The organism is Streptomyces scopuliridis, assembly GCF_042790125.1.
Lineage (GTDB): Bacteria > Actinomycetota > Actinomycetes > Streptomycetales > Streptomycetaceae > Streptomyces > Streptomyces scopuliridis_A.
Genome location: NZ_JBHTZS010000016.1, coordinates 40,610 through 64,803, shown reverse-complemented (window position 1 = coordinate 64,803; position 24,194 = coordinate 40,610). Strand labels below are relative to the sequence as shown.

Below are 24,194 nucleotides of genomic sequence, written 5' to 3'. Positions count from 1 at the left end.
GTCAAGCCTTTCATGTGTGCGTACACCGGCGATTGAAAACCGAGATTTAGGCCGTCACGTCCAGGAATGAGGTCGTCAATGAAGCTGGCTCTGGTGTCAGGGGATGGTCTCCCTGTGAGCGGGCTGCTCACCATCTTTCGGAACGTGGTAGAGGCGGGCTTCGCACGTGAGAGCCTCGAACTTCCGGTGGTCGCGGACCTCGGATTCTCGTGGCGGCCCGACAAGAAGCGTTTCTTTCCCCGTGGTTCCTCGGACCTGACCTACCCCGACTGGATGTCGGTCAGCACGGCCGTTCCCGTGGGTACGGGCCGGGCGGATCTCCTGCGTGAACTGTCCGAGATCCGTAGTGCGGTGGCCCATGCGGACACCATGACCGACGAGGAGTGCGCCGATCTCCATCGCTCGGTGGAGTCGCTCGCCGGGCCGTACGAGGAGTACTTCACGCAATGGTTCGATGAACACGATGTCGACTGGGTGTGTGCGGTCAACATGACCCTCTCCGACGCCGTTCCGGTAACCCTCGGCCTGCACAGGGCGGCTGCCAAGAGGTGGCCCGCCGGCGTGCCGGGTGGAGTGCTCTTCTGGGATCACGATCTCTTCGCCAGCTATTCCGTGTTCGAAGAAGGTGCTCGGGTGTACCCGCCGGCACCGAACCAGTTCACGCCTCTCCCGGGGACTCATCCGTGTCACCGCTGGGCAGTCGTCTCTCCTGGACTGGCGGAGGAAGTCAAGGGCTATCCGACACAGCTCAGTGCGACGACCGTGCCGAACATACTCCCGACGGTTGGCGCTGGAGAGCTTCAGGACCGCCATCATTCGTTTCTTGAGCAGCGTGAACTGGCATCGGATCGGCCCCTCTTGCTCGTACCCGTGAGGGTATTCCATGTGAAGGGGGTCGAAATCTCTGTCTCGATGTTCGCCGAGATCAAGAGGATCTGTGAAGAGCGTCGCCTGCCCATTCCCTATCTTCTGGTGTTCGGAAGTCTCGACGAAGATCCACCGTACGCCCACAAGGTGGTCTCCCTCGTTCAGGAGCTGAACGTTCAGGAAGACGTGGTATTCCTCGACGGGGTCCCGTTGTCGAGTCATCAGGACGCGGCAGGCCGCTGGCGCCTCGACGAGATCGACCTGCTCCGCATGTGCCGGGCCGGCGGCGGCGCTGTGCTGTTCACTCCGAATACCTCCGACGTCGAGAGCGTCGGACTCGGGCCGGCGTTGGCCGCTGTTTCGGAGGTCCCGTGCGCCATCACCGACTATGCCTGTTTCGAAGAGATCTACGGGACTCTCAGCAGCTGCGTGAAGCTGTCGGGCGGCAATGAACTGTCGTCAGCCGCCGGCAGGCTGCTGGATCTGATGGTGAAGAACTCCCAGAACGACCCTGACGTTCAGGAAGGGTTGAAGCGTGACAAGGAGAAGGTTCTGGAGTCGTTCGATCCGGAGCCATGGAGGAAGCTGTTTCAGGAGATGGCGCACGATGTAGCGACATCGGGAACGTCGAAAGCATCGGCATCACAGGAAACATCGGGATCAAGCTGAAACGTACCAGGCCAAACCAGACGGGAGACGGTAGTGCACAGCGTGGACGACACTATTCAGGTACCGCATGGCTTGCAAGAGTTGATACTTACCGAGGAATCATCTCGTGAGTGCGCCGATCTGCTTGACGCTCTGTGTGAAAAGTATGTGACCGCCGACGATCCGGGCTTCTTGCAACGGGCCGCCCACCATGGATCCAAGCTGCCGGTCCAACTGCGCGACGCGGTATACGAGATGCGTTATGCCGAGTCGGTCGCGGCACTGGTCATCCGTAACGGCCCCGTGGGTGGGGCCACGTGCCCGACTCCCGGGCACTGGAGGGAACGCGACCGGGACGCCACACTCCTCCAGGACTTCTGGCTGGCGCTGACCGCTTCTCAACTGGGGGAGCCGATCGGCTGGTCGAGCCTCCAGGAGGGGCAGATATTCAATGATGTCCTGCCCATACGAGGGCAGGAGGATCAGCAGACGGGGCACGGCAGCGACGCGGATCTGGAACTTCATATCGAGGACTGCTTCAGTGATGAACGGTGCGACGCGCTGGCCCTGCTCTGTCTCAGGAACCACGACAAGGTTCCCAATACGATCGTGACGGCCACGGACATGGATTTCTCCGGCCTGGATCTCGATGTCCTCTTCTCCCCCCGATTCCTGATCAGCCCCGACTCCGAGCATCTGCGCAGGGCCGACAACGCGTCGGAAGCGGCCGGACTGGTGCGTCCCCTGCTGTTCGGATCGCGTGAATCGCCCTACCTGCGCGTGGACGTTCCGTACACCGAGGCACTTCCCGACGACCTCAGGGCCGAAGAAGCGCTCAAGGCGCTGTCCGCGCAGCTGACGCGACATGCCGAGACGGTGTGCCTCGCGGAGGGTGACGTACTCCTCATAGACAACTATCGCGCGCTGCACGGCCGCCGGACATTCCAGGCACGTTACGACGGGACGGACCGTTGGATGCGCAAAGTAACCGTCGTGCGCGATCTGCGGCGCAGCCGCGGCTTGCGGCGCAGCTCCGGGGACAGGGTCATCAACCCCTTCCGTGAACCGTCCAGGCAGGCCGTCGCTTCCCACTGAAGTGGGCGGAACGAGAACACAGCCCGAGTGCCGGAACACCTTTCATCGGAGGCTCATACATGCCGCAGTCGACGTCCCTCGGTCCCCATCTGGTCCGGGACTGGGATGAGTTGCCTGATCGGGCGGACATTCTCATTGTCGGAGGTGGTCTCGCGGGCCTGGAGCTGGCGAAGCACCTTGAGCTGGCGGGTGCCGGCGACGTACTGGTCGTCGAGGCCGGTGCCGGCGACGACCTCCAGCATGTGTACGCCGCGAACGACACTGCCTCGGCCGACCGCATCTGGACTGACGAACAGTCGGACGAGTACTTCGTCCGACTGTGGAATTCGGCCACCGAGCCTCATTTCGCTCAGGGATCGGGGCTCCGACGGCGCGTGGGAGGACGGTCTCTCTACTGGCACGGTGTGCTGCTGCCGGTCGAGGACTGGGCGCTGGCGGATCCGGCCTGGCCGGACAGCGTTGTCAGCGATCTCGCGCACTCCTGGCAGGGCGGTGCCTCGCTCTATGAGCGTGTGCGATCAGAACTGATGGAGTGGAGTCAGAAGGCGGGGACGAGCACCGCGGCTGACGATGACACCGCCCTGAAAGTCGGACGTTTCCGCCTCGTCGATCCGCCTCGGGCAGTGCGGCCGGCGGGTGCCGACTCCCTGCGGTGGGAGGCGTACTCCCCTCTGTCGCACTGGCTGGAGTCTGATCCCGCGGCGAACAGCGCGGGAGAGGACGGTGGCGTCCACATCACCCCGGACGTCGAGACGGTCGATGTGCTCACCACACAGGGCAGGGCCGAGGGGGTTGTGGTCCGGCACCGGGTGAGTGGCGAAGAGAAGAGGATCGCGGCGGGGAAGGTCGTACTCGCCGCGGGCACGGTGGAGAGCTCTCGTCTCGCGATCCAAGCCCTGCACCAGGCCGGGAAACTGGACGAGAGCCGGCTGACGGGTCTCGTCGATCACGTCGTGCAAGGATTCAACGTCACCTTCACGTCCGAGGACCTGCCGGAGTGGCTCGTCTCGCGGGCACGACAGGGCATCTTCAGTTTCACGCCGGGCAGTGGCTCATCGCACTCCAACCTGTTCGTTCAGCTTGACCTCACCACCGCCGGGGACCCGCAGCTGGAAGTGTGGGCCACAGGAGAGCAGATACGCTCCGCACATGGCGTCGTCTCCTGTGCGCCGACGGAGGAGGGGCCCTGGCCTGTGACGATCTCGACGGGGCTCGACAGCCAGGATGCCCTGACCGTCGGAGCCCAGCGCGATGAACTCCAGGAGTTCTGGTCCGCGTGGTGTGCTGAATTCGGCCTGAGGTCAGTACCGTTGGAGTTCGATTTCAGTTTCACTGCCCCCACCAGGACTCTGCGGTCGGTTCGCGAGCTGCTGAGGACGGAGGACCGGCCCCTCTCCCACCATCAGCCGGTGACCTGGTCGAGCCCTTTGGGGACCGAGGAACATGAGGGAGGGACGCTCGCCATCGGGGATGTACTGAACGAGAGCCAGGAGTTCATCGGGATCGCTGATCTCTTCGCGGTCGGCCCGGCAATCTTTCCCAGGCAGGGTTCCGCGAACCCTTCTCTGACCAGTCTGGCTCTCTCCCGGCGGCTGGCTGCCATCCTCACCGCTTGAACTTCCAGTAGCCGCGGTGAGGATGAGGCTTCCCTATACATTTCGTAGGTGGTGAACAATGGGCAGACGGCTGCGGGTGGGCGTCGTACACGCGGCGTTCGAGGGCGTGCAGATATTCCTCGGCGGTGTGGGCACAGCGATTCGCGGGCAGATCGCGGCTCTCCCCGCGGTTCAGCGTGCGCTGGCACGCCATGGTATCGAGCTCGTTCCGCACTTCATCGAGATCGCCTATCTGCCCGAGCATCCACACTACGACAGGAAAGCTTTCACTCACTTCCGGGAACGGATCAGGGAAACAGGAGGAACGTTCTCCGTCGTCCCGAGCGGCACCACGGGACTGGCGGCCGACGCCGTGTGGGGAGATGCCGGTCTGGGCGAACTGAGAAACTGGCAGATCGCGTCGGCGGCATTGGCCGGCAGGCTGATCGACCTCGCATCCCAGTACGACTCCCTGGTCGCCTACTGCCATGAGCCGGTGTTTTCCTTCGCCCCCGTGCACGCCTCACTACAGGCCGACGCCGCCGGCGTCGATATAACCTCGGTTTATGTGTCCCATGCGACCGCGTTCGTGCATGAGATGCCTCTGCCGAATCCTGACCGGCTGATGGCGGAGTCCCTGCCCGTGCACTGGGCGAAGGTAACTCCCAAAGTACGTCTCGGTTCGATCAGTCGGTACATGTCCAGGCATCTGGTCAGGGATTACGGTGCGGCCCCGGACACGTTTGTGCCGACTGGGAACGGTGTCGACACCACGGATCACTGGTACCGGCAGCGCTCGCTCGCGGAGATGACCAGGGTGCTGACTCAGCAAGGCGTTCCGGTCGACCGGGATGTGGCGGTCACCTTCGGGCGCGGTGTGCCCTACAAGCGCCATGACATGCTCATCAGGGCCGCCGCCGAACTGCCCGGCTGTCCGCACCCGGTGATCATGAGCGATCCCGACCTCCCCGACGTCCGCGACCTCGCGGGGCAGCTGCACGTCGACGCCACATTCATCACCTCCTTCGACCGTGAACTGATGGCGTCCCTGTTGCAGTGGCCGAGGACCCGGGTCTGCTCCCTGTCGGCCGAGAACGAACCATGGGGGCTGATCCCCATGGAAGCCCGGCTCCTGGCCCGCGACGGCGGAGCCATCCTGATCGTCGCGGACTCCGGCGGCTTCTCGGAGCAGGTGACCGACGGGGTCGACGGATTCCTGCACAAGCCGAACGACCCGGCACAACTCGCGCGCGTCATCGACAAGGTGCTCGGGCTGTCCGAGAGCGAACGCACGCGGATCCGCGTTGACGGGGCGAGGCGGGTACGGAACGAAGAAGCATGGCCCGTAAAAATCATCGAGTCCCTCCGAGCCACTCTCCCTGATATTGACGCGGTTGCCGACGACGTGCTGCGCGACCTCTCAGAAAAACCGAGATGGAGTTCCTTTCAGTGACCCGAAGCCTTCGTATCGCGATGATTGCTCCTCCATGGTTCGACCTCCCGCCCAAGGGATACGGCGGCATCGAGTACATGTGCTCCTCCCTTGTGGACGCGCTCGTCGATCGAGGTCACCATGTAACTCTTGTGTCGAGCGGTCGGAACGGCACCAAGGCACAGCAGCACGTCAGGACCTACGAATCCCCGCAGTGGCGACGACTCGGTGAGCCTCTGCCGGATCTCGTTCACGCGGCTTCCGTACGTCGCATCCTGGAGTCCATGGACATTGACGTTGTCCATGACCACAGCTTGACGGGCCCCTTGCTGGCCGCACAACGGACCACCCCTACCGTCGTGACACTGCACGAACCCGTGGCAGGCGACTACAAAGAATACTTTTCGTCGCTCGGCGACTCCGTCCGGCTGGTGGCCATCTCATCCTCGCAACGCGCGACCGCCCCGGAGATGAACTGGTGCGCGACCGTGCACAACGGAACCAACCCGGACAACTTCCGCTTCCAGCAGAAGAAAGAGAACTGGGTACTGTTCCTCGGGCAATGCGTCCCGCACAAGGGCATGCATATCGCGATCGACGCCGCCCGCGAGGCAGGGGTAGGGATTCGCATAGCAGCGAAGTGCAGCGAGCCCGCCGAGATCGAATACTTCGACTCTGAGATCCGGCCACGGCTGAGCAAGGGCGATGACGCCGAGTGGCTGAACGAGGTCGGAGGAGAGCAGAAGAAGTCGCTCCTGTCCGCCGCGCGCTGCTTGATATTCCCCATCTCGTGGGACGAACCGTTCGGAATGGTCATGATCGAGGCGATGGCGTCGGGAACACCCGTGGTGGCTCTCAACCGGGGTTCCGTGAGCGAGATTGTGGACGATGGACTGACGGGCATCGTCTGCGAATCCCCGGCGGATCTGCCGACTGCTATTCTACGGTCCGCCCAGCTGGACCCCGAGGACTGCAGAAGAGCCGCTGTCGGCGGCTTCACCAGCGATCTCATGGCAGAGCGATATGAGACTGTCTACGAGTCAGCCATCGCATCCACCTCTTAGTCGAGAGAGAGCATGTCGGCAGCGCTGGCTTCCTGAACATCAAGCAAAGAGGACCTGTGAAGTCCAGCCTACGGAGCAAAGATTTCCGACGGTTGTGGATATCGTTTGCCATATCTTCAGCGGGAACGGGCGTCTCCCTGGTCGCCTTTTCCGTCTACCTCTTCGACGAATTTGGCGCCGGGGCAGTCGGATACTTCATGGCGACGGTCGCATTCGCCCGTCTGGTCCTGTTGCCCTATGGCGGGGTGCTGGCCGACAAGAGGTCACGCGCGGGCCTCATACGTATGGGCTACGGCCTGTCCGCTGTCGGGACATCGATCATCATCCTGATTCCCGACCTGGGCATGAGCGCCGTCCTGGCCTGCGCTTTTCTGCAGGGCGCGGGATACGCACTGTTCTCACCGGCGATCCGCGCCCTCCTCCCGGATCTGGTCCCCCTGGACCGCCTGGAGGAAGCCCGGGGCCGGCTCAGTGCGACAGAGGGTCTGTTCTCCCTCATCGGACCGGCTCTTGGCGGTATCGCTGTCACGTTGTTCGATTCAGAAGTGGTCATCATGGTCGACGCGATTGGCTTCGTGCTGGCCATGGCCGTCGTGCCGTCACTTTCCCGGCCGTCTTCTGCCGCACCGACGCAGCACGCCAGACCCGGCAGTTTCAGAGAGTCATTGCAAGCGATTTCCAAGATCCCCTGGGTTTCCTTTGGAATGCTGCAGGCCGCGACTCAGATCCTGTTCGGATTCGCCCCCAGTGTCGTCCTCCTCAGGATCGTGGCGGAAGAGAGATACAGCTCCGGTGGTCTGGGAATTCTGCTGGCGGCATCTGGCGCCGGCACGCTCGCGGGAACGCTCATCGCCACGCGCTGGAAACCGCGCCTGCCCGGACTCGTCGCCAACCTCGGCTTTATCAGTTACGTTGCCGTAGAACTATGCATCGGATTCCCGGCTTCGCTGACGCTCTTCACCGCTTCGATATTTTTCGCCTGTATCGGAATCAGCTTTCATGGCGTCTGGTGGTATGCGGCCCTCAATAGACAGTTCCCCAGCGGCATGCGAGGCCGGGTCAATTCCGTGGACGAGTCGATCACCGGATCCCTGGAACCGGTGGGCATGGCCCTGGCTGTCCCGGCGGTTCATCTCATCGGCATAGAAGCGATTGGCGTCATCGGAGCACTGACCTTCGTCGTCGCACCGTTGGGGGCACTTGCCGTCAAGGGACTACCCGGGTACGGGCACGGTCCGCGATCCGCGAGGCGGGAAAGAAGCCGCCTGGGCATGCCGGAGGAGGACGTGCGAGCCCCCTGAGACGGGAGAAGGCCCCTCGCTTCCGCGAGGGGCCTTCTGCCTTTCAAGACGCTCAGGCCACGGACCGCGAACCGTCCACCATCGGGCTCACGCCGAAGATGTCGACCGCGTGGTAGTACGTCCACGCCAGTCCGTCGCAGGACGCCTTCGTGGCGCCGGAGTACCCCGAGCACACCCGCTTCAGGTCCGCGTAGAACGCGGAGTCCAGCCGCGCCTTGTTCGCCGCGAACTGACCGGCCGCCTTGTAGTTGCGGTAGCCGAAGTCATGGCGGGCACAGGCGGTCTGGAACGGGAAGCCGAAGGGGTTGTCCGGCGAGGACGAGCAGTAGTCCGTGGACCAGTCGAAACCATAGGCCGACCACGCGCCCTGGTTCCCCCGGGCCGAGACCCAGGAGTTGTAGCTGGCGGCGGACTCCTGGGTCCAGCTGCTCAGGACCTGCGGCTTGTCGGCCGGGGCGGCGGCGGCCTGAGATGCCGTCACCAGGGACGCGGCGAGGGCGAGTACGGCTGAGGCGAGCGGAAGTGCCAGACGACGACGCATGACGGTGATCCTCCGGGCGAGGTATGGGGGGGGACATGGGGGGACAGACGCTTCGCACCCGGGTGGGCACGGAGCGTCCATAGCGTGAGCGGCGCGGCTGTCGCATGGGTCTACGCGCGATGACCGACGCGGGAATGGTCCCCCAAATCGCGGCGCCGGCAAACCCCTTGGACGGCGAACTCCTGGTGCGGGGCGTCCAGTTGACACATCCGTCCCCAGTTGACCGAGATGCGTCCGGCGGTCACGGCGACTGGACTACGCGTCAACTTCCCGGAGTACGCACGGCAGCTCGACCCGCAGGGCCGTCGGGCCCCCGGCCGGGCTGGACAGCGAGAGCCTGCCGTCCAGTACGGAGACGCGGTCCGCCAGTCCCGTCAGCCCGCTCCCCCCGCCCGCGCGGGCGCCGCCGTCGCCGTCGTCCTCGATCTCCAGCGCCAGCCGCCCGTCGCCGTACCGGCCGGAGACGGTGACACGGCTGGCGCCGCTGTGTCTGCCCGCGTTCGCCAGCGCCTCGCACACCACGAAGTACGCGGTGGCCTCCACCGCGTCGGAGAACCGCCACGCCGTCTCTATCCGTACGTCCACCGGCAGCGCCGAACGGTCCGCCACATCCGCGACGGCCGCCGCGAGTCCGTAGTCGGTGAGGACCTTGGGGTGGATGCCCCGGATCAGTTCGCGCAGTTCCGCCAGCGCCTCGCCGGCCTCACGGTGGGCCGCGTCGATCCGGTCGGCGACCGGGCCGGGCGGGGCGTCGAGCCGGGCCAGCCCGAGCGTCATGGTCAGCGCGACCAGCCGCTGCTGGGCGCCGTCGTGCAGATCCCGTTCGATCCGGCGCCGCTCCGCCTCGAAGGCGTCCACCAACCGCACCCGGGAGCGGCTCAGTTCGGTGACCCGCTCGCCGAGCGCGGTCCCCCGGGCGCGATCAGGGCCCGGGTGAGCCCGGCGCGGGCGCCGGCCAGCACGCCCAGCGCGTAACAGCAGACCGCGAGGAAGAGCAGCCCGAGCACGGCGAACGCGTACGCCATGGGCCAGGTGGTGACCGTCCACACCTTGACGACCTTCACCTCCTCGCCCTCCCCCACGGTGGCCAGCAGGACCGGTGTGGCGGCCATGGCGAGCGGCAGCAGCAGACAGAGCGTGACGGCGATGGCGTCGAGCGGCCAGAGCACCAGCGCGAGGAGCGCCGCGTACCCCAGCTCCCGCCAGGTCGGCCGTTCCTGGAAGCGGGTCCGCAGCCAGGGCCAGAGCCCCGGTTCGGCCGGCGGCCGGTGCGGATCGGTGGCGGGCCGCTCATCGATCAGCCGCGTCCTCAGCCGCTCCAGCCGGGCCACCGGCAGCCCGCCGAGCGCCGCCAGGGCGAGGAGCGGCAGCCCTATCAGTACGAGGGAGAGCGCCCCTCCGACGGCGATGACGGCCACCGCCACCACCAGCACGGCGATGCCGGCCGGTACGCCGCTGAGCAGATACGCCGCCGCGCGCCACGGCCACGGCGAGAGCAGGAAGCCGGGCCGGGCCAGGGCCTGCCATACGGTGCGGGAGGGGGAGCGCATGGGAGGACCGTAGAAGGCGGACCGGACAACGGGCCATCCATCCAGACGGAGCGTCCCGGGTAGTGCCTGCCCTACCTCGGGACTATGTCCCGCACTGGTGTGCCGGGCGGCGCGCGACGGTGGACTGATCCCATGACCTACGACACACCTCGCGACGGCCTCGGCGACAGTCTCGGTGACGCACACAGCAACACTCACAGCGGCACGCACGGCGACGCGATTCAACTGCGCTCCGTGCGCAGGATCCACGGATCGGGAGACGGTGCCGTCGCCGCCCTCGACGATGTCTCCCTCTCCTTCCCCCGCGCCACCTTCACCGCCGTGATGGGCCCCTCCGGCTCCGGCAAGTCGACGCTGCTCCAGTGCGCGGCCGGTCTCGACCGGCCCACCTCGGGGTCCGTGTCCATCAGCGGGACCGAGCTGACGGCGCTCACCGAGAGAGGGCTGACCCTGCTGCGCCGCGCGCGTGTCGGCTTTGTCTTCCAGTCCTTCAATCTGCTGCCCGCGCTGACGGCCGAGCAGAATGTGGCGCTGCCACTGCGGCTCGCCGGGCGCAGGCCCTCACGGGCCCGGGTACGGGACGTACTGGACCGGGTCGGTCTGGCCGACCGGGCGAAGCACCGGCCCACCGAGCTGTCGGGCGGCCAGCAGCAGCGGGTCGCGCTCGCCCGCGCCCTGATCACCCGCCCCGAGGTGCTGTTCGCCGACGAGCCGACCGGAGCGCTGGACTCACGGACCGGCCGTGAGGTACTGGCCATGCTGCGCTCCCTGGCCGACCGGGACGGCTCCACCATCGTGATGGTCACCCATGACCCGGTCGCCGCCTCCTACGCCGACCGCGTCGTCTTCCTGGTCGACGGACGGGTCGGCGGCGAACTGCCGGCGCCGTCCGCCGAGCGGATCGCGGCCCGGATGACCGCGCTGGAGGACGTGCCGTGCTGAGCGTCGCCCTGCGTACGCTGCGCAGCCGCTGGACCACCTTCATGGGCAGCTTCCTCGCGCTCTCCCTGGGGGTCGGGCTGATCGCGACCATGGGGCTCGCCCTGGCCGCGAGTGTGGACGCGCCCGAGCGCCGCCCCGAGCGGTTCGCCGGTGCGCGGGCCGTGGTGAAGGGCGCGGACACGCTGCGCGTACCGACCCGGATCGGGGACCGGGTCGCGAAGCTGGACAGCCCCCGTCCCGTACCTCCGTCCCTGGCACGGGAGTTGGCCGCGCTGGGCCGTACGGTCGCGGACCGTACGTTCGCGGTACGGGCCGAGGGCGGCCCGGCCGGGCTGGTGGGGCACCCCTGGTCCACGGCCGCCTTCGCGCCGTACCGCCTCGACACCGGCCGGGCGCCGAGGGCGGCGGACGAGGCCGTGGCCACCGGCGACTGGACCGCGCCGGGCCGGCGGGTGCGTACCGATCGGGGGACGGTGACGATCGTCGGTACGGTCCGGGATCTCGGCTTCGAGCGGGCGCTCTTCTACACCGACGACCGCGCTGCCCAACTCTCCCCGCGGGTGCATCAGTTGGTGGTGGACGCCGATCCCGGGGCGGTACGGGAGAAGGTGGCGGGCTCGGCGGACGCGGCGGGCGTACGGGTGCTCACGGGGGCCGGCAGGAAGGACGCGGACGCCGATCCGGAGCGTGACAGCGAGGCGCTGGTCGCGGTGAACGCGATGCTCGGTACGGCGGCCGGGGTCACGGGTTTCGTCTCGGTCTTCGTGGTCGCGTCGACGTTCGCCTTCGCGGTCGCGCAGCGGCGCCGGGAGTTCGGGCTGCTGCGCACGGCGGGTGCCACCCCGGGCCAGATCCGGCGCATGGTCCTCGCGGAGGCGATGGTGGTGGGGGTGGTGGCCTCGGCGGCGGGCTGCGCGCTGGGCGCGCGCGGTGCGCCGCTGCTGGCGGCGTGGCTGGTGGACGGCGGGCTCGCACCGGACTGGTTCGCCATCGGTCCGCATACCTGGCCGTACCAACTGGCCTTCTGGACAGGACTGTTCGTGGCGCTCGCGGGTGCGGTGGCCGCGTCCCGGCGGGCGGGGAGGACGGGGCCCGTGGAGGCGCTGCGTGACGCGGCCGTGGACACCGGGACGATGACCCGCGGCCGGTGGTTCCTCGGCGCGGGGCTGCTGCTGGCGGGGATCGGGCTGCCGGTCCACGCGCTGCTGACCGAGCCGGGCGGGCTGCTGGGCCGTAAGTCGTACACGAGCGGGCCGATGCCGCTGATCGTCGCCTGCGCGCTGCTGGCGCCGGTGCTGGTGCCTCCGCTCGCCCGGCTGCTGGCCTGGCCGCCCGCCCGACTGCCGGGCGCGACCGGCCTGTTGGTACGGGAGAACGCGGCGGCCGGGGTACGGCGCACCGCGGCGGTCGCCGCGCCGGTGCTGGTGACGGTCGCGCTGACGGGCTCCCTGCTCGGGGCCACGGCGACGATCGACGAGGCGAAGGCGCACGAGATCCGGCAGCGGACCACGGCGGATTTCGTGATCTCCGGGCCGGGCGGGGAAGGCGCGGGCGTTGGGAACGGAAACGGACCGGGCGCGGGCCGGCCGGGCTTCGACGCCGCGACGGTGGAGCGGATACGGCGGGTCCCCGGCGCCGTGGTCTCCCCCACCGCCGCGAGCGCGGTCCACGTACTGGAGGACGGGGTCGCGCTCATCCGGTCCGACGCGCGCGCGGCCGATCCGGCGGCGCTCGCCGCGACGGCCCGACTGCCGCTCGCGGCGGGCCGGGTGACCGATCTGGACGACCGCTCGATCATCGTCACCGAGGAGTGGGAGCGGCATACGGTCGGCGAGTCCGTGGACATCTGGCGGGCGGACGGTACGCGCGTCCCGCTGCGGATCGCCGCCGTCATGCGCATCGGCACGGGCGGCAACGGGGTGTACGTGACGCCGCGCAACGCCCCGGGCGCGCCCGTCGACCGGATCGAGGTGAAGCTCGCGGCGGGCGCGGACGCGGGCGCCGTGGCGGCCGGTCTGCGCGCGGCGGCCGGACGCTCGGGCGGGCAGGTGTTCACCAAGGACGCGTGGCTGGCGGCCAGTTACCCCGAGGCCGACGGCAGGACGCGGACGGGGTTCCTGCTGGTCCTGGGCATCGCGCTGCTCTACACCGGGATCTCCCTGGCGAACACCCTGGTCATGGCGGGGTCGGACCGGGTGCGGGAGCTGGCCGCGCTCCGCCTCGCGGGCGCCACCGCGCTCCAGGTGCTACGGCTCGTCGCGGCGGAGGCGCTGCTGGTCGTGGCGGTCGGGGCGGTGCTCGGCACGCTGGTCGCGGGGATCGGTCTGGGCGGGCTGTGGGGCGCGCTGGGCGTCCTCCACGCGGGCTCCGCGCTCGTACTGCCATGGACCGCGCTCGGAGCGGCGGCGGGCGCGTGCGCGCTGCTCGCCGTCGTCTCGGCGGTGATCCCGGCCGCGCTCTCCCTGCGCCGGCGGCCGGTGGAGTTCGCGGGCGCGCGTGAGTGACTTTCGCGGGCGCGCGTGAGTGACACTCGTCGGCGCGCGTGAGTGACACGAACCCCGGGGAGCGCGGACCGCACGGCGGCGGACCGGGAAGAGCCGCGCTCCCCGAGGTCCCTACTGCGGAGACCTACCTCAGAACTGAACGTCGGAGCAGGCGTAGAACGCGTTCCCCGTGTCAGCGATGGTCCAGACGGCCAGGATCAGGTGCCGGCCCGACTTCGACGGCAGCGTGCCCGAGTGCGAGAGCGTCGCGGGCGGCTGCTGGTTGTTGTACGGCACCGTGAGGAACGGCTGGGAGTCGAGGGCCGCACGGGTGAGCGGCGCGTTCGAGTTCCATCCGTTCTTGGTGATGTAGTACTTGAAGTCGGTCGTGGCGTGCCGGGCGGTGAACTGCCAGCGGAAGTTGTAGCTCTGGCCGCCCGATACCTTCGTGGTGGGCCAGGCACCGCCGCGCGGGTCGTCGAGCTGCGCGAACTGGCCGAGACCGCCGGAGCAGATCTTGCCGTCGGCGGGGCCGGCGGCCGGGAAGCCCTTGGGCCCCTCGACGCTCTGCGGCTCCCACTGGATGTTGCCGCAGTTGGTCACCGTGCCGTTGGCACAGAGCTTCTGGCGGCTGATGGGTGAGTCGGTGTAGCCGTGGCTGCTGGCGCTGCCGGTGGCGAGCAGGGAGACGCCCGCGACCGCGAGGCCGACCACGGCCGCGCCAATCTTCTTTCGCATGCTTCGCTCCAGAGAACGTGGGGAGTTCGGTGAGCCGTGCTGCGCGCGTGCAGGATGAGCACTCTGCGGTCTAGACCAAGTCCTAGAGTATGGACAGAACTTGACCGTGTCCATAACAAGTACGAGCCAGGTCCAGACCAATTACAGCCAGCCGGTCACCATTTCTCCACGGATCCCTGGCGGCCCGTGTAGAACGCGACGGTGAGGTCCTTGACCAACGCCTTGCGCTCGTAGTCGTCCAGCTCCACCAGTCCCCGCGAGGTCAGCCGGTTCACGGTGTCGTGCACCGCGTCGACCACCGAGGTCAGCACGGTGTCCCGGTGCTTGGCGTCGATCGCCGCGATCCGGCTGCGCTGCATCGCCGCCGCGATCTCCGGCGCGTACTCGATCCGGGTCGGCTGCGCCGAGAAGACATCGACGCCGACCGGCCGGCACTCCGCCGACAGCATCCTGGTCAGAGCGTCGCCGACGGCCTCGGCGTCGCGCAGCGTGGGCGCCTCGTCGTGGAACGCGTCGGCCGGCAGCTGCGAGAGGACCCGCGCCATCGCCGCCTCCACCTGCTCCCGCAGATACTCCTCGTGGTCCGGGACGCCGAGCGCCGCGCGTACGGTGTCCCGCACCCGCCAGACCACCAGCACGACCACCCGCAGCGCGGTCCCGTTCGAGTCCACCGCCGGCATCGGCTCGCTGCGCCAGTGCCGCAGCCGTACGTCCACCCGGCGGCGCAGCAGCAGCGGGCTCACCCACAGCAGTCCCGTACGGCGCACGCTGCCCCGGTAGTCACCGAAGAGCGTCAGCACCCACGCCTGGCCCACCCGGCCCCGGCCGAGCCCGCCGAAGGCGAAGAGCATGACCGTCACCCCCACCATGAGCGCGGCCCACTGGACGAGTCCGATGCCGTGGTACGGGCGCCAGGGCAGCCCGACCACCTTGGACACCTGGTCCGGTACGGCACCGGTCGACCACACCACCGCCGCGCAGGCGATGAACGCCACCCACCCGACGAGGGCGGCGGCCCAGCCCGGCAGGACCGGCCCCGGCCGCTCGGCGAGCTTGGGGTCCGCGGGCGGCGCGCCGCGCGCCGGCGCGACGGGCATGGGCGCGGGCCCCGGCACCCGGCGGACCCGGGGCTGCTCCCCCGTCCCCCAACGGCGCCCGACGACCGTGGGTCTGACGGGGTGTCCGGCGCCGCGACCGGTGGCGTGTCCGGCGGTTTCGAGCGCGTCGGCCTCGTCGCGGAAGAGCAGATGGACGGGGATCTCCTGGGTGCTCTCGCCCACGATGAGCGGGCTCCACCGGGGGGTCCCGGCGGCACCGGCCGGGCGGCCCGCCGCACCGCCCAAGGTCCGTACGAACGGAGCGGCCCCCGCGGCGGGAGCCTGCGCGCCGAAAGCCGCGAGGACCGGGCGGCCGGCGGGTGTGTCCTCTCCACCGGGCCCAGCGGCGGGGCCGGTCGCGACGGGCGCGCTCAGAGGGTCGGCGTGAGGGGAATCAGCCTGCGAGGGACCATCCTTGCCGAAGAACACCGGCTCCGGACAGCGGGCGTGACCGCCTCCGCCGTCGCCTCCATCGCGGCCGCCCCCCTCATCGGGAGCCGGGGATGAGGGCGGAGGCTCCGGTACGAGTTCCGCCGTGTCCTCAAGCGTCGGCTCGACCGTCGTCGGCTCGGGCACCGGCTCGGGCACGTGCTGGGACATCCGCTCGGACTCGGACTCGGATCCGGGCCCAGGATCAGGTTGAGGCGCGGGCCGGGGCTCGGCCTCGGGTGCGTGTTCCACCGGCGGCGGTGTGCGCCGCAGCGTGAACACGCCCCTCAGCTCGTCCTCGTCGTCATTCGGCCGCCAGGTCGTCGTCATCCTTGCCTCCGTCATGCGAAGAGTCGCCGCCAGGTTTCCGGACCGGGGTAGCCGTTGGCCGCGCCGCCGCGCCAGCCCTGGGCGCGCTGGAACGCCTCGACGTTGCGCCGGTCGGCCTCGGTCCAGAGCCGGCCGGGACCCGAGGTGTAGTGCTTGCCGAAGCCCTTTCTCACCAGCTGCCTGCCGAGCCGCTCGACATGGACGCTGGACTGGCCCGGCCGGAAGAACCGGACGCCCGGGAACGCCGCCGCCTTCCCCGTACCGCTCCCGTTCCCGCCGCCGACGGAACCGCCACCGACGGAACCGCCACCGCCGACGGAACCGCCGGGGCGCCCGCCCGCGCCCACGGCCGGGATGTTCTTCCCCAGGCCCTTCACCAGCAGCCGCCAGGTCCCGGGCCCCGGCCGGCCGTCCGCCTCCGCGCCCCGCCAGCCCTGCGCGAGCTGGAACGCCCGGGTGGCCCGCCGGTCCGCCTCGCCCCACCGGGGTCCCGGGCCCTCGTTGTAGAAGCGCTTGCCACCCCGCTGGATCAGCAGCCGCCCGAGCCGGGTGACATACGCGTTGCGCGCGCCGGGCCCGAAGGAGCGCGCCCCCGGGTACACCGCCGACGTCCCGGCCCCGTTGCCCGTGGCCGAGTTCGGCCCCTTGCCTTCCGATACCTCGGTCAGTCCCTTGTAGCGGTAGGGCACATAGAGGTCGGCGTTGCTCCAGTACCCCACCGGCGTGGACTCCGTACGCGTATGGGGCTTGGTCTGCTCGTAGGCCACGTAGTAGGAGTGCGTGTAGTCGGTCCAGCCGCCGAAGAGCGTGACGTGCGACCCCTTGTTGGGGTCGGCCGGATTGTGGAAGAGCAGCATGTCCCCGGGCTCCAGCTCGTCCCGCGAGATCCGCACACCGAAGTCCGCCAGGCTGCCGGTCCATTCGTTGCCGGAGAGGTTCCAGGCCATCGACACATAGCCGGAGCAGTCCTGGCGGTACCCGTCCGACCAGTACTTCTCCATGCTGTACGGAACCTGCGCCTGCACCCACCGCTTGGCGCGGTTGATGATGTCGGCCCGGGTCGTCGCGCGCAGCTCGCCCGGCGGCTTGCTCGACCCGGGGCCGGGCAGTGGCCGCCCGTGCAGGGGGCCGCTGCCGCCTTGCGGGCTGCCGGGATTCGGATCGACGGAGGTTGCGGCCGCCGTACCGGACGGCGCGGCGGCCCATGCCGTGCCGGCGTCCGCGCCCGTCGCACCCGTGGCGCCCAGCGCGACACCCGCGGCGGTCACCATCACCAGCGCGCGCCGGGCTCCGTGCGCGGCCGGATGACCACCGGCCCGCACCGGCAGCCCTCTGGCCAGATCGCGCCGGTGCTCGGCGCATCCCGCACAAGGGCAGTCGGGAGCGGGCTGGTACTCCTCGAAGACCGGGACGGTCATGCGATCCCCTCCACACTCATCAAGATCTTTGGGCGCGGCCGCACGGACGACAGCGCGTCAACTGTCCGAAACCGTACGAACAAATCGCATTTTGACGGATCAAAGGGAAGAAAAGACAATCCGACAGGCCGCAACGCCCATCAAATGGTCGGGACCACCCAAGCCGATCGGGTAGAGTTGGCCAGGTCAGCAGGCGCCGCTAGCTCAGTTGGTTAGAGCAGCTGACTCTTAATCAGCGGGTCCGGGGTTCGAGTCCCTGGCGGCGCACGCACAGTCGAGGCCCCTTCACTTCAGGTGAGGGGGCCTCGCTCGTTTCCTCACTGTCATTCCAGGCGCGCGGGCCATGGCGCGCGTTCCTCATGGCGACGCCCGACCGATCCGGTCAACTCCACAGGGTCTTCACGTCGGGCACCACCGGACCGCCAACTGCCCCGGGCGCCGCACGAGCCCGTGAAGTGCCGTCGAAGTGCCGTCTGAGCTGGGAAGTTTCCCGAAACAATACGGCGACACCCCGCGTCACGCCGCTCACGATACGATTCCTCCGGGGCGGACGCCCCAGGGTTCTTCACATGATCAGACCGAGCTTGTGAACGCCAATGGGTCATGCGGTCCGAACAGTTGGCCGCGGTACGAGGGGATGTCCCAGCGGCGGGTCCGGCGGGGGCGGGGGCCCCGTCCGCACCGGTTGGCCGTGACCGGCGTCATGCAACCGGACGGCCACCGTTTCCTCTCTATGGGGAGGGTGACCGCAATTCACGCGTCCGGGGCGATGGTCGAGGGGGACCGTTCCGGATGAATCGATCGACCGAGCACGCGACAGGCGTGCGTGCGGGGGGATGGCTCATGACGTCGACGCCAGGTGGCGACCAGCGGAACGACGACGTTTCCCGGACCACCCAGCTCCGGATTCCCGCGCATCTCAGAAGGGGCGGGAGCCGGCAACGGCCGAAGAAGGACGTCCTGCCGAAGTACGACTACGAGCACTACAGCCGGCTCGCCGGGCCCCTCACCCGGCCCGACCCGGCCAAGCCGTACCGGGTCCAGTACCGTTCGCTGCTCTCGCAGGAGCCGCACCGTATCCGCGCCGCCCTGCTCCTCGGCGCGGCGCCGCTGCTCTCGCTCGGTCTCTTCGTCTGGCTGATGCAGCCGCAGCACTGGACGGAGCGCGACCCGAACCTCAAGAACGACCTGCTGCTCGTCCTCGACATCGTGATGCTCGTCTCGATCGGACTGATCGAGCTGTTCCGTACGATGAATGTCCTCTCGAACGCGCACGCGACGCTGGTGGCGCGCGACCCGATCCCCGTCATACCCGAGGCCAACACCCGCGTCGCCTTTCTCACCTCCTTCGTACCGGGCAAGGAGCCCCTGGAGATGGTGACGAAGACGCTGGAGGCCGCCGTGCGGATCCGGCACCGCGGGACGATGCACGTATGGCTGCTGGACGAGGGCGACGACCCCGCCGTCAAGGAGGTCTGTGCCCGCCTCGGCGTGTATCACTTCTCCCGCAAGGGCGTGGCGAAGTGGAACCAGGCCAAGGGCGCGCACCGCGCGAAGACCAAGCACGGCAACTACAACGCCTGGCTGGACGCGCACGGCGACGACTACGAGTTCTTCGCCTCCGTCGACACCGACCATGTGCCGATGCCCAACTACCTGGAGCGGATGCTCGGTTACTTCCGTGACCCGGATGTCGGCTTCGTCATCGGCCCGCAGGTCTACGGCAACTACGACACGTTCGTCACCAAGGCCGCCGAGTCGCAGCAGTTCCTCTTCCACGCGCTGATCCAGCGCGCGGGCAACCGCTACGGCGCCCCCATGTTCGTCGGGACGAGCAACGCCGTCCGGATCAGGGCGCTCAAGCAGATCGGCGGTCTGTACGACTCGATCACCGAGGACATGGCGACGGGCTTCGAGATGCACCGCGCCCGGAATCCGCGCACCGGCAAGAAGTGGCGCTCGGTCTACACCCCGGACGTACTGGCCGTGGGCGAGGGCCCGTCCGCCTGGACCGACTTCTTCACCCAGCAGCTGCGCTGGTCGCGGGGTACGTACGAGACGATCCTCAAGCAGTACTGGCGCGGGTACGGCACACTGCCGCCCGGCAAGCTCTTCAACTACACGATGATGATCATCTTCTACCCGATGTCGGCGCTCAACTGGATCCTGGCCGCGCTGAGTTGCGCGCTGTTCCTGGGCATGGGCGCCTCGGGTGTGCAGATCGACCCGGCGATCTGGATGATGCTGTACGGCAACGCCTCGGCCCTCCAGATCGGTCTCTACATCTGGAACCGGCGGCACAATGTCTCGCCGCACGAGCCCGAGGGTTCCGGCGGGCTGGCCGGTATGGCGATGTCCGCGATGTCCGCGCCGCTGTACGCCCGTTCCCTGATGGACGCGGTCCTGCGGCGCAAGAGCAGCTTCGTGGTGACGCCCAAGGGCGACTCGTCCAGCCCGGACACGCTCTTCGGCACGTTCCGGATCCATCTCTTCTTCATCCTGATCTTCGGCGGATCGCTGGTCTCCTCCTTCTTCTTCGGGCACGACCATCCGGCGATGATCACGTGGGCGACGCTGGCCATGCTGATCACGGCGGCGCCGATCTTCGCGTGGCGCTGGGGGATGCGCGAGGAGAAGAAGAAGCGGCGGGGACAGCGCGGGGCGCACCGCGGGGGCGGTGGCGGTCACGCGCGGCCGGGCGGCGGACCGGCGGGCGGCGAGGCGCCACCGACCGTACGACAGCCCGCGGTTCCCGGCCAGGCGCTTCCGCGGCAGCCGGCGGCCACCGACCAGACCGTACGTATTTCCCTTGGGGGACATAAGAAATGAGCGCGATTCCCGTCCGGCACAACCACCGCAAGAACCGCGCCCGTCGCATAGCGATAGGCGCCGCGGTGATCGTCGCGGTGGCAGGCTTCAACGGACCCGCGCTCTACCGGTTCAGCTCCGAGCAGTACCACGAGTACAAGATCAACCGCCCTGAGTACAAGGCGGAGAACGGCTACTGGGAATTCCTCGACGTACCGGCCGACTTCGAGATCAATTCGATCCACGCCTCCTTGCTGCACACCGGCAAGGTGCTGCTGATAGCCGGCTCCGGGAACAACCAGAAGAACTTCGACGCGGGCAAGTTCGAGTCGGTGCTCTGGGACCCGGAGACCAACAAGTACAAGAAGATCCCCACACCCAAGGACATGTTCTGCTCCGGGCACACCCAACTGCCCGACGGGAACCTGCTGGTGGCGGGCGGCACGAAGCGGTACGAGAAGCTCAAGGGCGATGTCACCAAGGCCGGCGGCCTGATGATCGTCCACAACGAGGACCCGGACAAGCCGATCACGCTGCCCGCCGGCACGGTCTTCACCGGCAAGGGGAACGGCAGGACGTTCGTCTCCAAGGACCCCGTCCTGGTCGAGAAGGCGACGAAGATCTTCGACAAGGAGACGGGTGCGTTCCTGCGGACCGAGCCGGGTCTGGGCCGTATCTACGTCGAGGCGCGCGAGTCCGGCAAGAAGTACGAGACCGGCACCGAGGACAACTACCGGGTGCACGGCATGAAGGGCTCCGACGCCCGCAATGTCTACGGCATCGCGCAGAAGCTCGCGCTCGACAAGAAGGACTTCCAGGGCATCAGGGAGGCGTTCGAGTTCGATCCGGTCGCGGAGAAGTACATCAAGGTCGACCCGATGAACGAGGCCCGCTGGTACCCGACGCTGACCACGCTCAAGGACGGCAAGGTCCTGGCGATGTCGGGGCTGGACGAGATCGGCCAGATCGTTCCGGGCAAGGACGAGATCTACGACCCGAAGACCAGGAGCTGGGAGTACACCGGGATCATCAGGAAGTTCCCCACCTACCCGGCGGTCTTCCTGATGGACAACGGCAAGCTGTTCTACAGCGGCTCCAACGCGGGTTACGGCCCGGCCGACGTCGGCCGCGACCCGGGGATCTGGGATCTGGAGACGAACACGTTCGACAAGATCCCGGGGCTGAGCGACCCGGACCAGATGGAGACCTCGGCGACGGTCATGCTGCCGCCCGCGCAGGACCAGAAGTTCATGGTCATCGGCGGCGGCGGGGTCGGGGAGTCCGAAAAGTCCAGTGACAAGTCCCGGCTGGTCGACCTGAAGGACCCCGACCCCCGCTTCAGGGACGGCCCGACGCTGGAGCAGGGCACCCGCTACCCGAGCGCCTCGCTGCTGCCCGACGACAGCGTGCTGGTCACCGGCGGCTCGGAGGACTACCGGGGGCGCGGCGGCTCGGACATCCTCCAGGCCCGGATGTACGACCCGAAGTCGTCCACGTACAAGCGGGTGGCCGACCCGGCGGTGGGCCGCAACTACCACTCGGGCTCGGTGCTGCTGCCCGACGGCCGCGTCATGATCTTCGGCTCGGACTCGCTCTTCGCCGACAAGGCCAACACCAAGCCGGGCGTCTTCGAGCAGCGGATCGAGATCTACACCCCGCCGTACCTCTTCCGCGACTCACGCCCGACGCTGTCGGACGGCCCCAAGAGCGTCGAGCGCGGCGGCACGGCGGCGTTCAGGACGAAGGACCCGGCATCGCTCAAGACGGCGAAACTGATGCGCCCGAGCGCGGTCACGCATGTCACCGACGTCGAACAGCGGTCGGTGGCACTGGACATGAAGAAGACGGCGGACGGCATCGAGGTCACGATCCCGAAGAACAGCGCGCTGGTCCCGCCGGGCTGGTACATGCTCTTCGTCACGGACGAGAAGGGAACGCCGTCGGAGGGCGTGTGGGTGGAGGTCCCGTAGGGGCGGGGGGCGAGCACCGGCCCGTCCCGGCTACTCCCCGGCGTCGCGCGCCAAGTCCAGGGCGTAGTCCGGGTACCAGTCCCCCGCCTTCGGGCCGCCCTTGCAGTCGCCGTCCGACTCTCCCGGGCGCTTGATCCAGAGGTATGCCTTGACCAGGGGGTCGCCGGTCTTCGTGGTCGGTTGTTCGCCCAGCGCCCGGCCCGGCGGGTTGCACCAGTTCTCGCTCGGGTCGCCCTTGGTGTACGGGCCGTTGCCGTTGCGGCTGGTGTCGATCACGAAGGGCTTGTCACCGACCTTCGCGGAGAGCCGCTTGCCGAAGTCCTTGCTCGCCGCCGTCGGGTAGAAGTTGGACACATTGACCGAGAAGCCGTCCGCCTCGGCGATGCCCGCCCGCTGGAGCGGTTCGAAGAGCGCGTCGGGGGTCTGCCAGCCGGCGTTGCCCGCGTCCAGATAGACCGAGGTCGCCGGCTGCTGCTTGAGCCGCTGGATGGCGCCCTTGAGCAGGTCGTACCGCTCCTCGTGGAACTGGCCGGGGGTACAGCCGTCCACCAGGTGCAGTACGGCGTCCGGCTCCAGGATCACGGTCGCCCGGCGGTCGCCGATGCCCTTCGCGACCTGGTCGACCCACGCGCGGTACGCGTCGCCGTCCGAGGCGCCGCCCTTGGAGAACTGGCCGCAGTCGCGGTGCGGGATGTTGTAGAGGACGAGCAGCGCGTCGCGGTCGGCCTTCGTCGCCGCTTCCGTGAAGCCCTTGGTCTGTGCCTCGGGGGCGTCGGGGCCGATCCACTCGGCGACGGGCTGTTCGGCGATCTTCCGGATCAGCGCGGCGTTCCCGGCGTCACCCGCGCTGTCGTACGCGGCGACCTGACGCGCCGCCCTGCCGTCGGGGTTGACCCAGTACGGTGCGTCCGCCTTGGGCCGCTGGCCGATCGGCGCCGGCTTCGTACCGCCGTCCCCGCCGTCGCCGTCACCGTCGGACGAACAGCCCGCCAGCAGCAGTACCGCCCCCGCCGCCGCCACACCGGCCCGTACGCGTCCGGCCCCCGCGCCGCGGCCGCGACCGGAATAACTGCCGTACATTCACTCCCCCTTGGTGCACCGTCACTGTGTCCGGGGTCCGGGACGGCGCTCCCCCGGCCGCCCCGGCCGAGCCGGCCCGGTCGTCACCAATCCTGGCATACCGGCCCCGGGCCGGGCGGTTTGCCCATCAGCTGTCGCGCGGCTCGGTCACACCCGTGAGATACGCCGAGACCACCACATTCGCCGTGTAGGCGCCTGCCTCGCGGTCGAAGTCGCCGCCACAGGTGATCAGTCGCAGCTCGGCGCGGGACTTCCTGTGCGGTCCATAGACCTTGTGCGCGTCGAAGCGGTCCTTGCCGAAGACCCGCACCTCGTCGATGGTGAACTCGGCGACCTTCCCGTCGGCCCTGGTCACCCGGATCTTCGCACCGGGCCGGGCGGCGCTCAGCCCGTGGAACACGGCCGGTTTCGTCTCGGTGTCGGCATGGCCGACGAAGAGCGCGGCGCCCTCCGCGCCCGGCTGGACCCCGCCGCCGTACCAGCCGACCGCGCGCGGTGTCGCGTAAGGCGGCGGGTCGACCGCCCCGGTGTCATCGAGTCCGCGCGCCACGACCGGCGCGTCGATCCCCATCGTCGGCACCTCCACCCGCCGCGGCTCCGCGGGCTCCAGTGGGGTACGGGCCGGCGGCAGTGCCACCCTCAGCGGGCGGCCGACCGCCGCCACATCGCCGGTGGTGAGAGCGGACCAGCCGCCCGGCCCTTCGCCGATGTCGCGGCCCCAGAGCCAGAGCCCCAGCAGCAGGACGGCCCAGGCCACTCCGGCCAGCGCTCTGCCGATGCCCGGGGGCGCGCTCCGGCCGGCCATG

Annotated in this window: 16 protein-coding genes, 1 tRNA gene and 1 pseudogene; 11 read left to right on the top strand and 7 right to left on the bottom strand. The window is 68.7% G+C overall.

The annotated features are described in order from the left end of the window. Positions 1–78: 78 nt before the first annotated feature. From ACFRKB_RS23895 to ACFRKB_RS23870, 6 genes are read left to right on the top strand one after another with little or no spacing between them, the layout of a single operon-like run. The gene (locus ACFRKB_RS23895) at positions 79–1,536 is read left to right on the top strand and encodes a glycosyltransferase family protein (protein WP_383108414.1); all 1,458 of its coding nucleotides are present in this window, start codon (positions 79–81) and stop codon (positions 1,534–1,536) included. A gap of 42 nt (positions 1,537–1,578) precedes the next feature. After that, positions 1,579–2,610 carry a TauD/TfdA family dioxygenase gene (locus ACFRKB_RS23890; protein ID WP_383108413.1) on the top strand — a complete coding sequence of 344 codons (1,032 nt, stop codon included), beginning with the start codon at positions 1,579–1,581 and terminating at the stop codon, positions 2,608–2,610. Between the two features lie 59 nt (positions 2,611–2,669). Next, positions 2,670–4,226, top strand: a complete 1,557-nt coding sequence (locus tag ACFRKB_RS23885) for a GMC family oxidoreductase (RefSeq protein ID WP_383108411.1) — start codon at positions 2,670–2,672, stop codon at positions 4,224–4,226. Between the two features lie 58 nt (positions 4,227–4,284). Further along, a complete protein-coding gene (locus ACFRKB_RS23880; protein WP_383108410.1) occupies positions 4,285–5,658 on the top strand; it encodes a glycosyltransferase family 4 protein in 1,374 nt (457 codons plus the stop codon). After that, positions 5,640–6,701 carry a glycosyltransferase family 4 protein gene (locus ACFRKB_RS23875; RefSeq protein ID WP_383108409.1) on the top strand — a complete coding sequence of 354 codons (1,062 nt, stop codon included), beginning with the start codon at positions 5,640–5,642 and terminating at the stop codon, positions 6,699–6,701. The genes ACFRKB_RS23880 and ACFRKB_RS23875 overlap by 19 nt, the downstream gene beginning before the upstream one ends. 56 nt (positions 6,702–6,757) lie before the next feature. Next, positions 6,758–8,002 carry an MFS transporter gene (locus ACFRKB_RS23870; RefSeq protein WP_383108408.1) on the top strand — a complete coding sequence of 415 codons (1,245 nt, stop codon included), beginning with the start codon at positions 6,758–6,760 and terminating at the stop codon, positions 8,000–8,002. A 52-nt stretch (positions 8,003–8,054) separates the two neighbouring features. Here the strand turns inward: ACFRKB_RS23870 and ACFRKB_RS23865 are convergent, their stop codons facing one another. Continuing rightward, entirely contained in the window at positions 8,055–8,543 is a 489-nt protein-coding gene (locus ACFRKB_RS23865; RefSeq protein ID WP_365972524.1) for a phospholipase, read from the bottom strand. Positions 8,544–8,798: 255 nt separating this feature from the next. Then, positions 8,799–10,060, bottom strand: a pseudogene (locus ACFRKB_RS23860) (sensor histidine kinase). A 165-nt stretch (positions 10,061–10,225) separates the two neighbouring features. Here ACFRKB_RS23860 and ACFRKB_RS23855 point away from each other — a divergent pair. Both ACFRKB_RS23855 and ACFRKB_RS23850 read left to right on the top strand, forming a co-directional pair. Next, on the top strand, positions 10,226–11,035 hold the full coding sequence (locus tag ACFRKB_RS23855) for an ABC transporter ATP-binding protein (protein WP_383108406.1): 810 nt from the start codon (positions 10,226–10,228) through the stop codon (positions 11,033–11,035). After that, on the top strand, positions 11,029–13,539 hold the full coding sequence (locus ACFRKB_RS23850) for an FtsX-like permease family protein (RefSeq protein WP_383108405.1): 2,511 nt from the start codon (positions 11,029–11,031) through the stop codon (positions 13,537–13,539). The genes ACFRKB_RS23855 and ACFRKB_RS23850 overlap by 7 nt, the downstream gene beginning before the upstream one ends. Before the next feature lie 129 nt (positions 13,540–13,668). Here the strand turns inward: ACFRKB_RS23850 and ACFRKB_RS23845 are convergent, their stop codons facing one another. The 3 genes from ACFRKB_RS23845 to ACFRKB_RS23835 all read right to left on the bottom strand — a co-directional run bounded on the left by ACFRKB_RS23845 (position 13,669) and on the right by ACFRKB_RS23835 (position 17,530). After that, positions 13,669–14,256: a lytic polysaccharide monooxygenase auxiliary activity family 9 protein gene (locus ACFRKB_RS23845; protein WP_382881951.1), complete on the bottom strand. Its 588-nt coding sequence runs from the start codon at positions 14,254–14,256 to the stop codon at positions 13,669–13,671. A gap of 155 nt (positions 14,257–14,411) precedes the next feature. After that, positions 14,412–16,112, bottom strand: coding sequence for an SPFH domain-containing protein (locus ACFRKB_RS23840; RefSeq protein ID WP_383108404.1), 1,701 nt, complete (start codon positions 16,110–16,112; stop codon positions 14,412–14,414). 11 nt (positions 16,113–16,123) lie between these two features. Further along, positions 16,124–17,530, bottom strand: coding sequence for a peptidoglycan-binding protein (locus ACFRKB_RS23835; protein WP_383108402.1), 1,407 nt, complete (start codon positions 17,528–17,530; stop codon positions 16,124–16,126). Between the two features lie 193 nt (positions 17,531–17,723). On the opposite strand from ACFRKB_RS23835, the gene ACFRKB_RS23830 reads away from it, so the two are divergent. From ACFRKB_RS23830 to glxA, 3 genes are all read left to right on the top strand, one after another. Beyond that, a tRNA-Lys gene (locus ACFRKB_RS23830) sits at positions 17,724–17,797 on the top strand. 576 nt (positions 17,798–18,373) lie between these two features. After that, the gene (locus tag ACFRKB_RS23825; protein ID WP_383108401.1) at positions 18,374–20,359 is read left to right on the top strand and encodes a glycosyltransferase family 2 protein; all 1,986 of its coding nucleotides are present in this window, start codon (positions 18,374–18,376) and stop codon (positions 20,357–20,359) included. Continuing rightward, positions 20,356–22,308: a radical copper oxidase GlxA gene (glxA, locus tag ACFRKB_RS23820; protein ID WP_383108400.1), complete on the top strand. Its 1,953-nt coding sequence runs from the start codon at positions 20,356–20,358 to the stop codon at positions 22,306–22,308. Before ACFRKB_RS23825 ends, glxA begins: the two co-directional genes overlap by 4 nt. Positions 22,309–22,338: 30 nt before the next feature. Here glxA and ACFRKB_RS23815 read toward each other — a convergent pair whose 3' ends face one another. Both ACFRKB_RS23815 and ACFRKB_RS23810 read right to left on the bottom strand, forming a co-directional pair. Further along, on the bottom strand, positions 22,339–23,388 hold the full coding sequence (locus tag ACFRKB_RS23815) for a glycoside hydrolase family 6 protein (protein WP_383108398.1): 1,050 nt from the start codon (positions 23,386–23,388) through the stop codon (positions 22,339–22,341). A 127-nt stretch (positions 23,389–23,515) separates the two neighbouring features. Beyond that, the gene (locus ACFRKB_RS23810) at positions 23,516–24,193 is read right to left on the bottom strand and encodes a class F sortase (RefSeq protein WP_383108397.1); all 678 of its coding nucleotides are present in this window, start codon (positions 24,191–24,193) and stop codon (positions 23,516–23,518) included. Position 24,194: the final 1 nt, after the last annotated feature.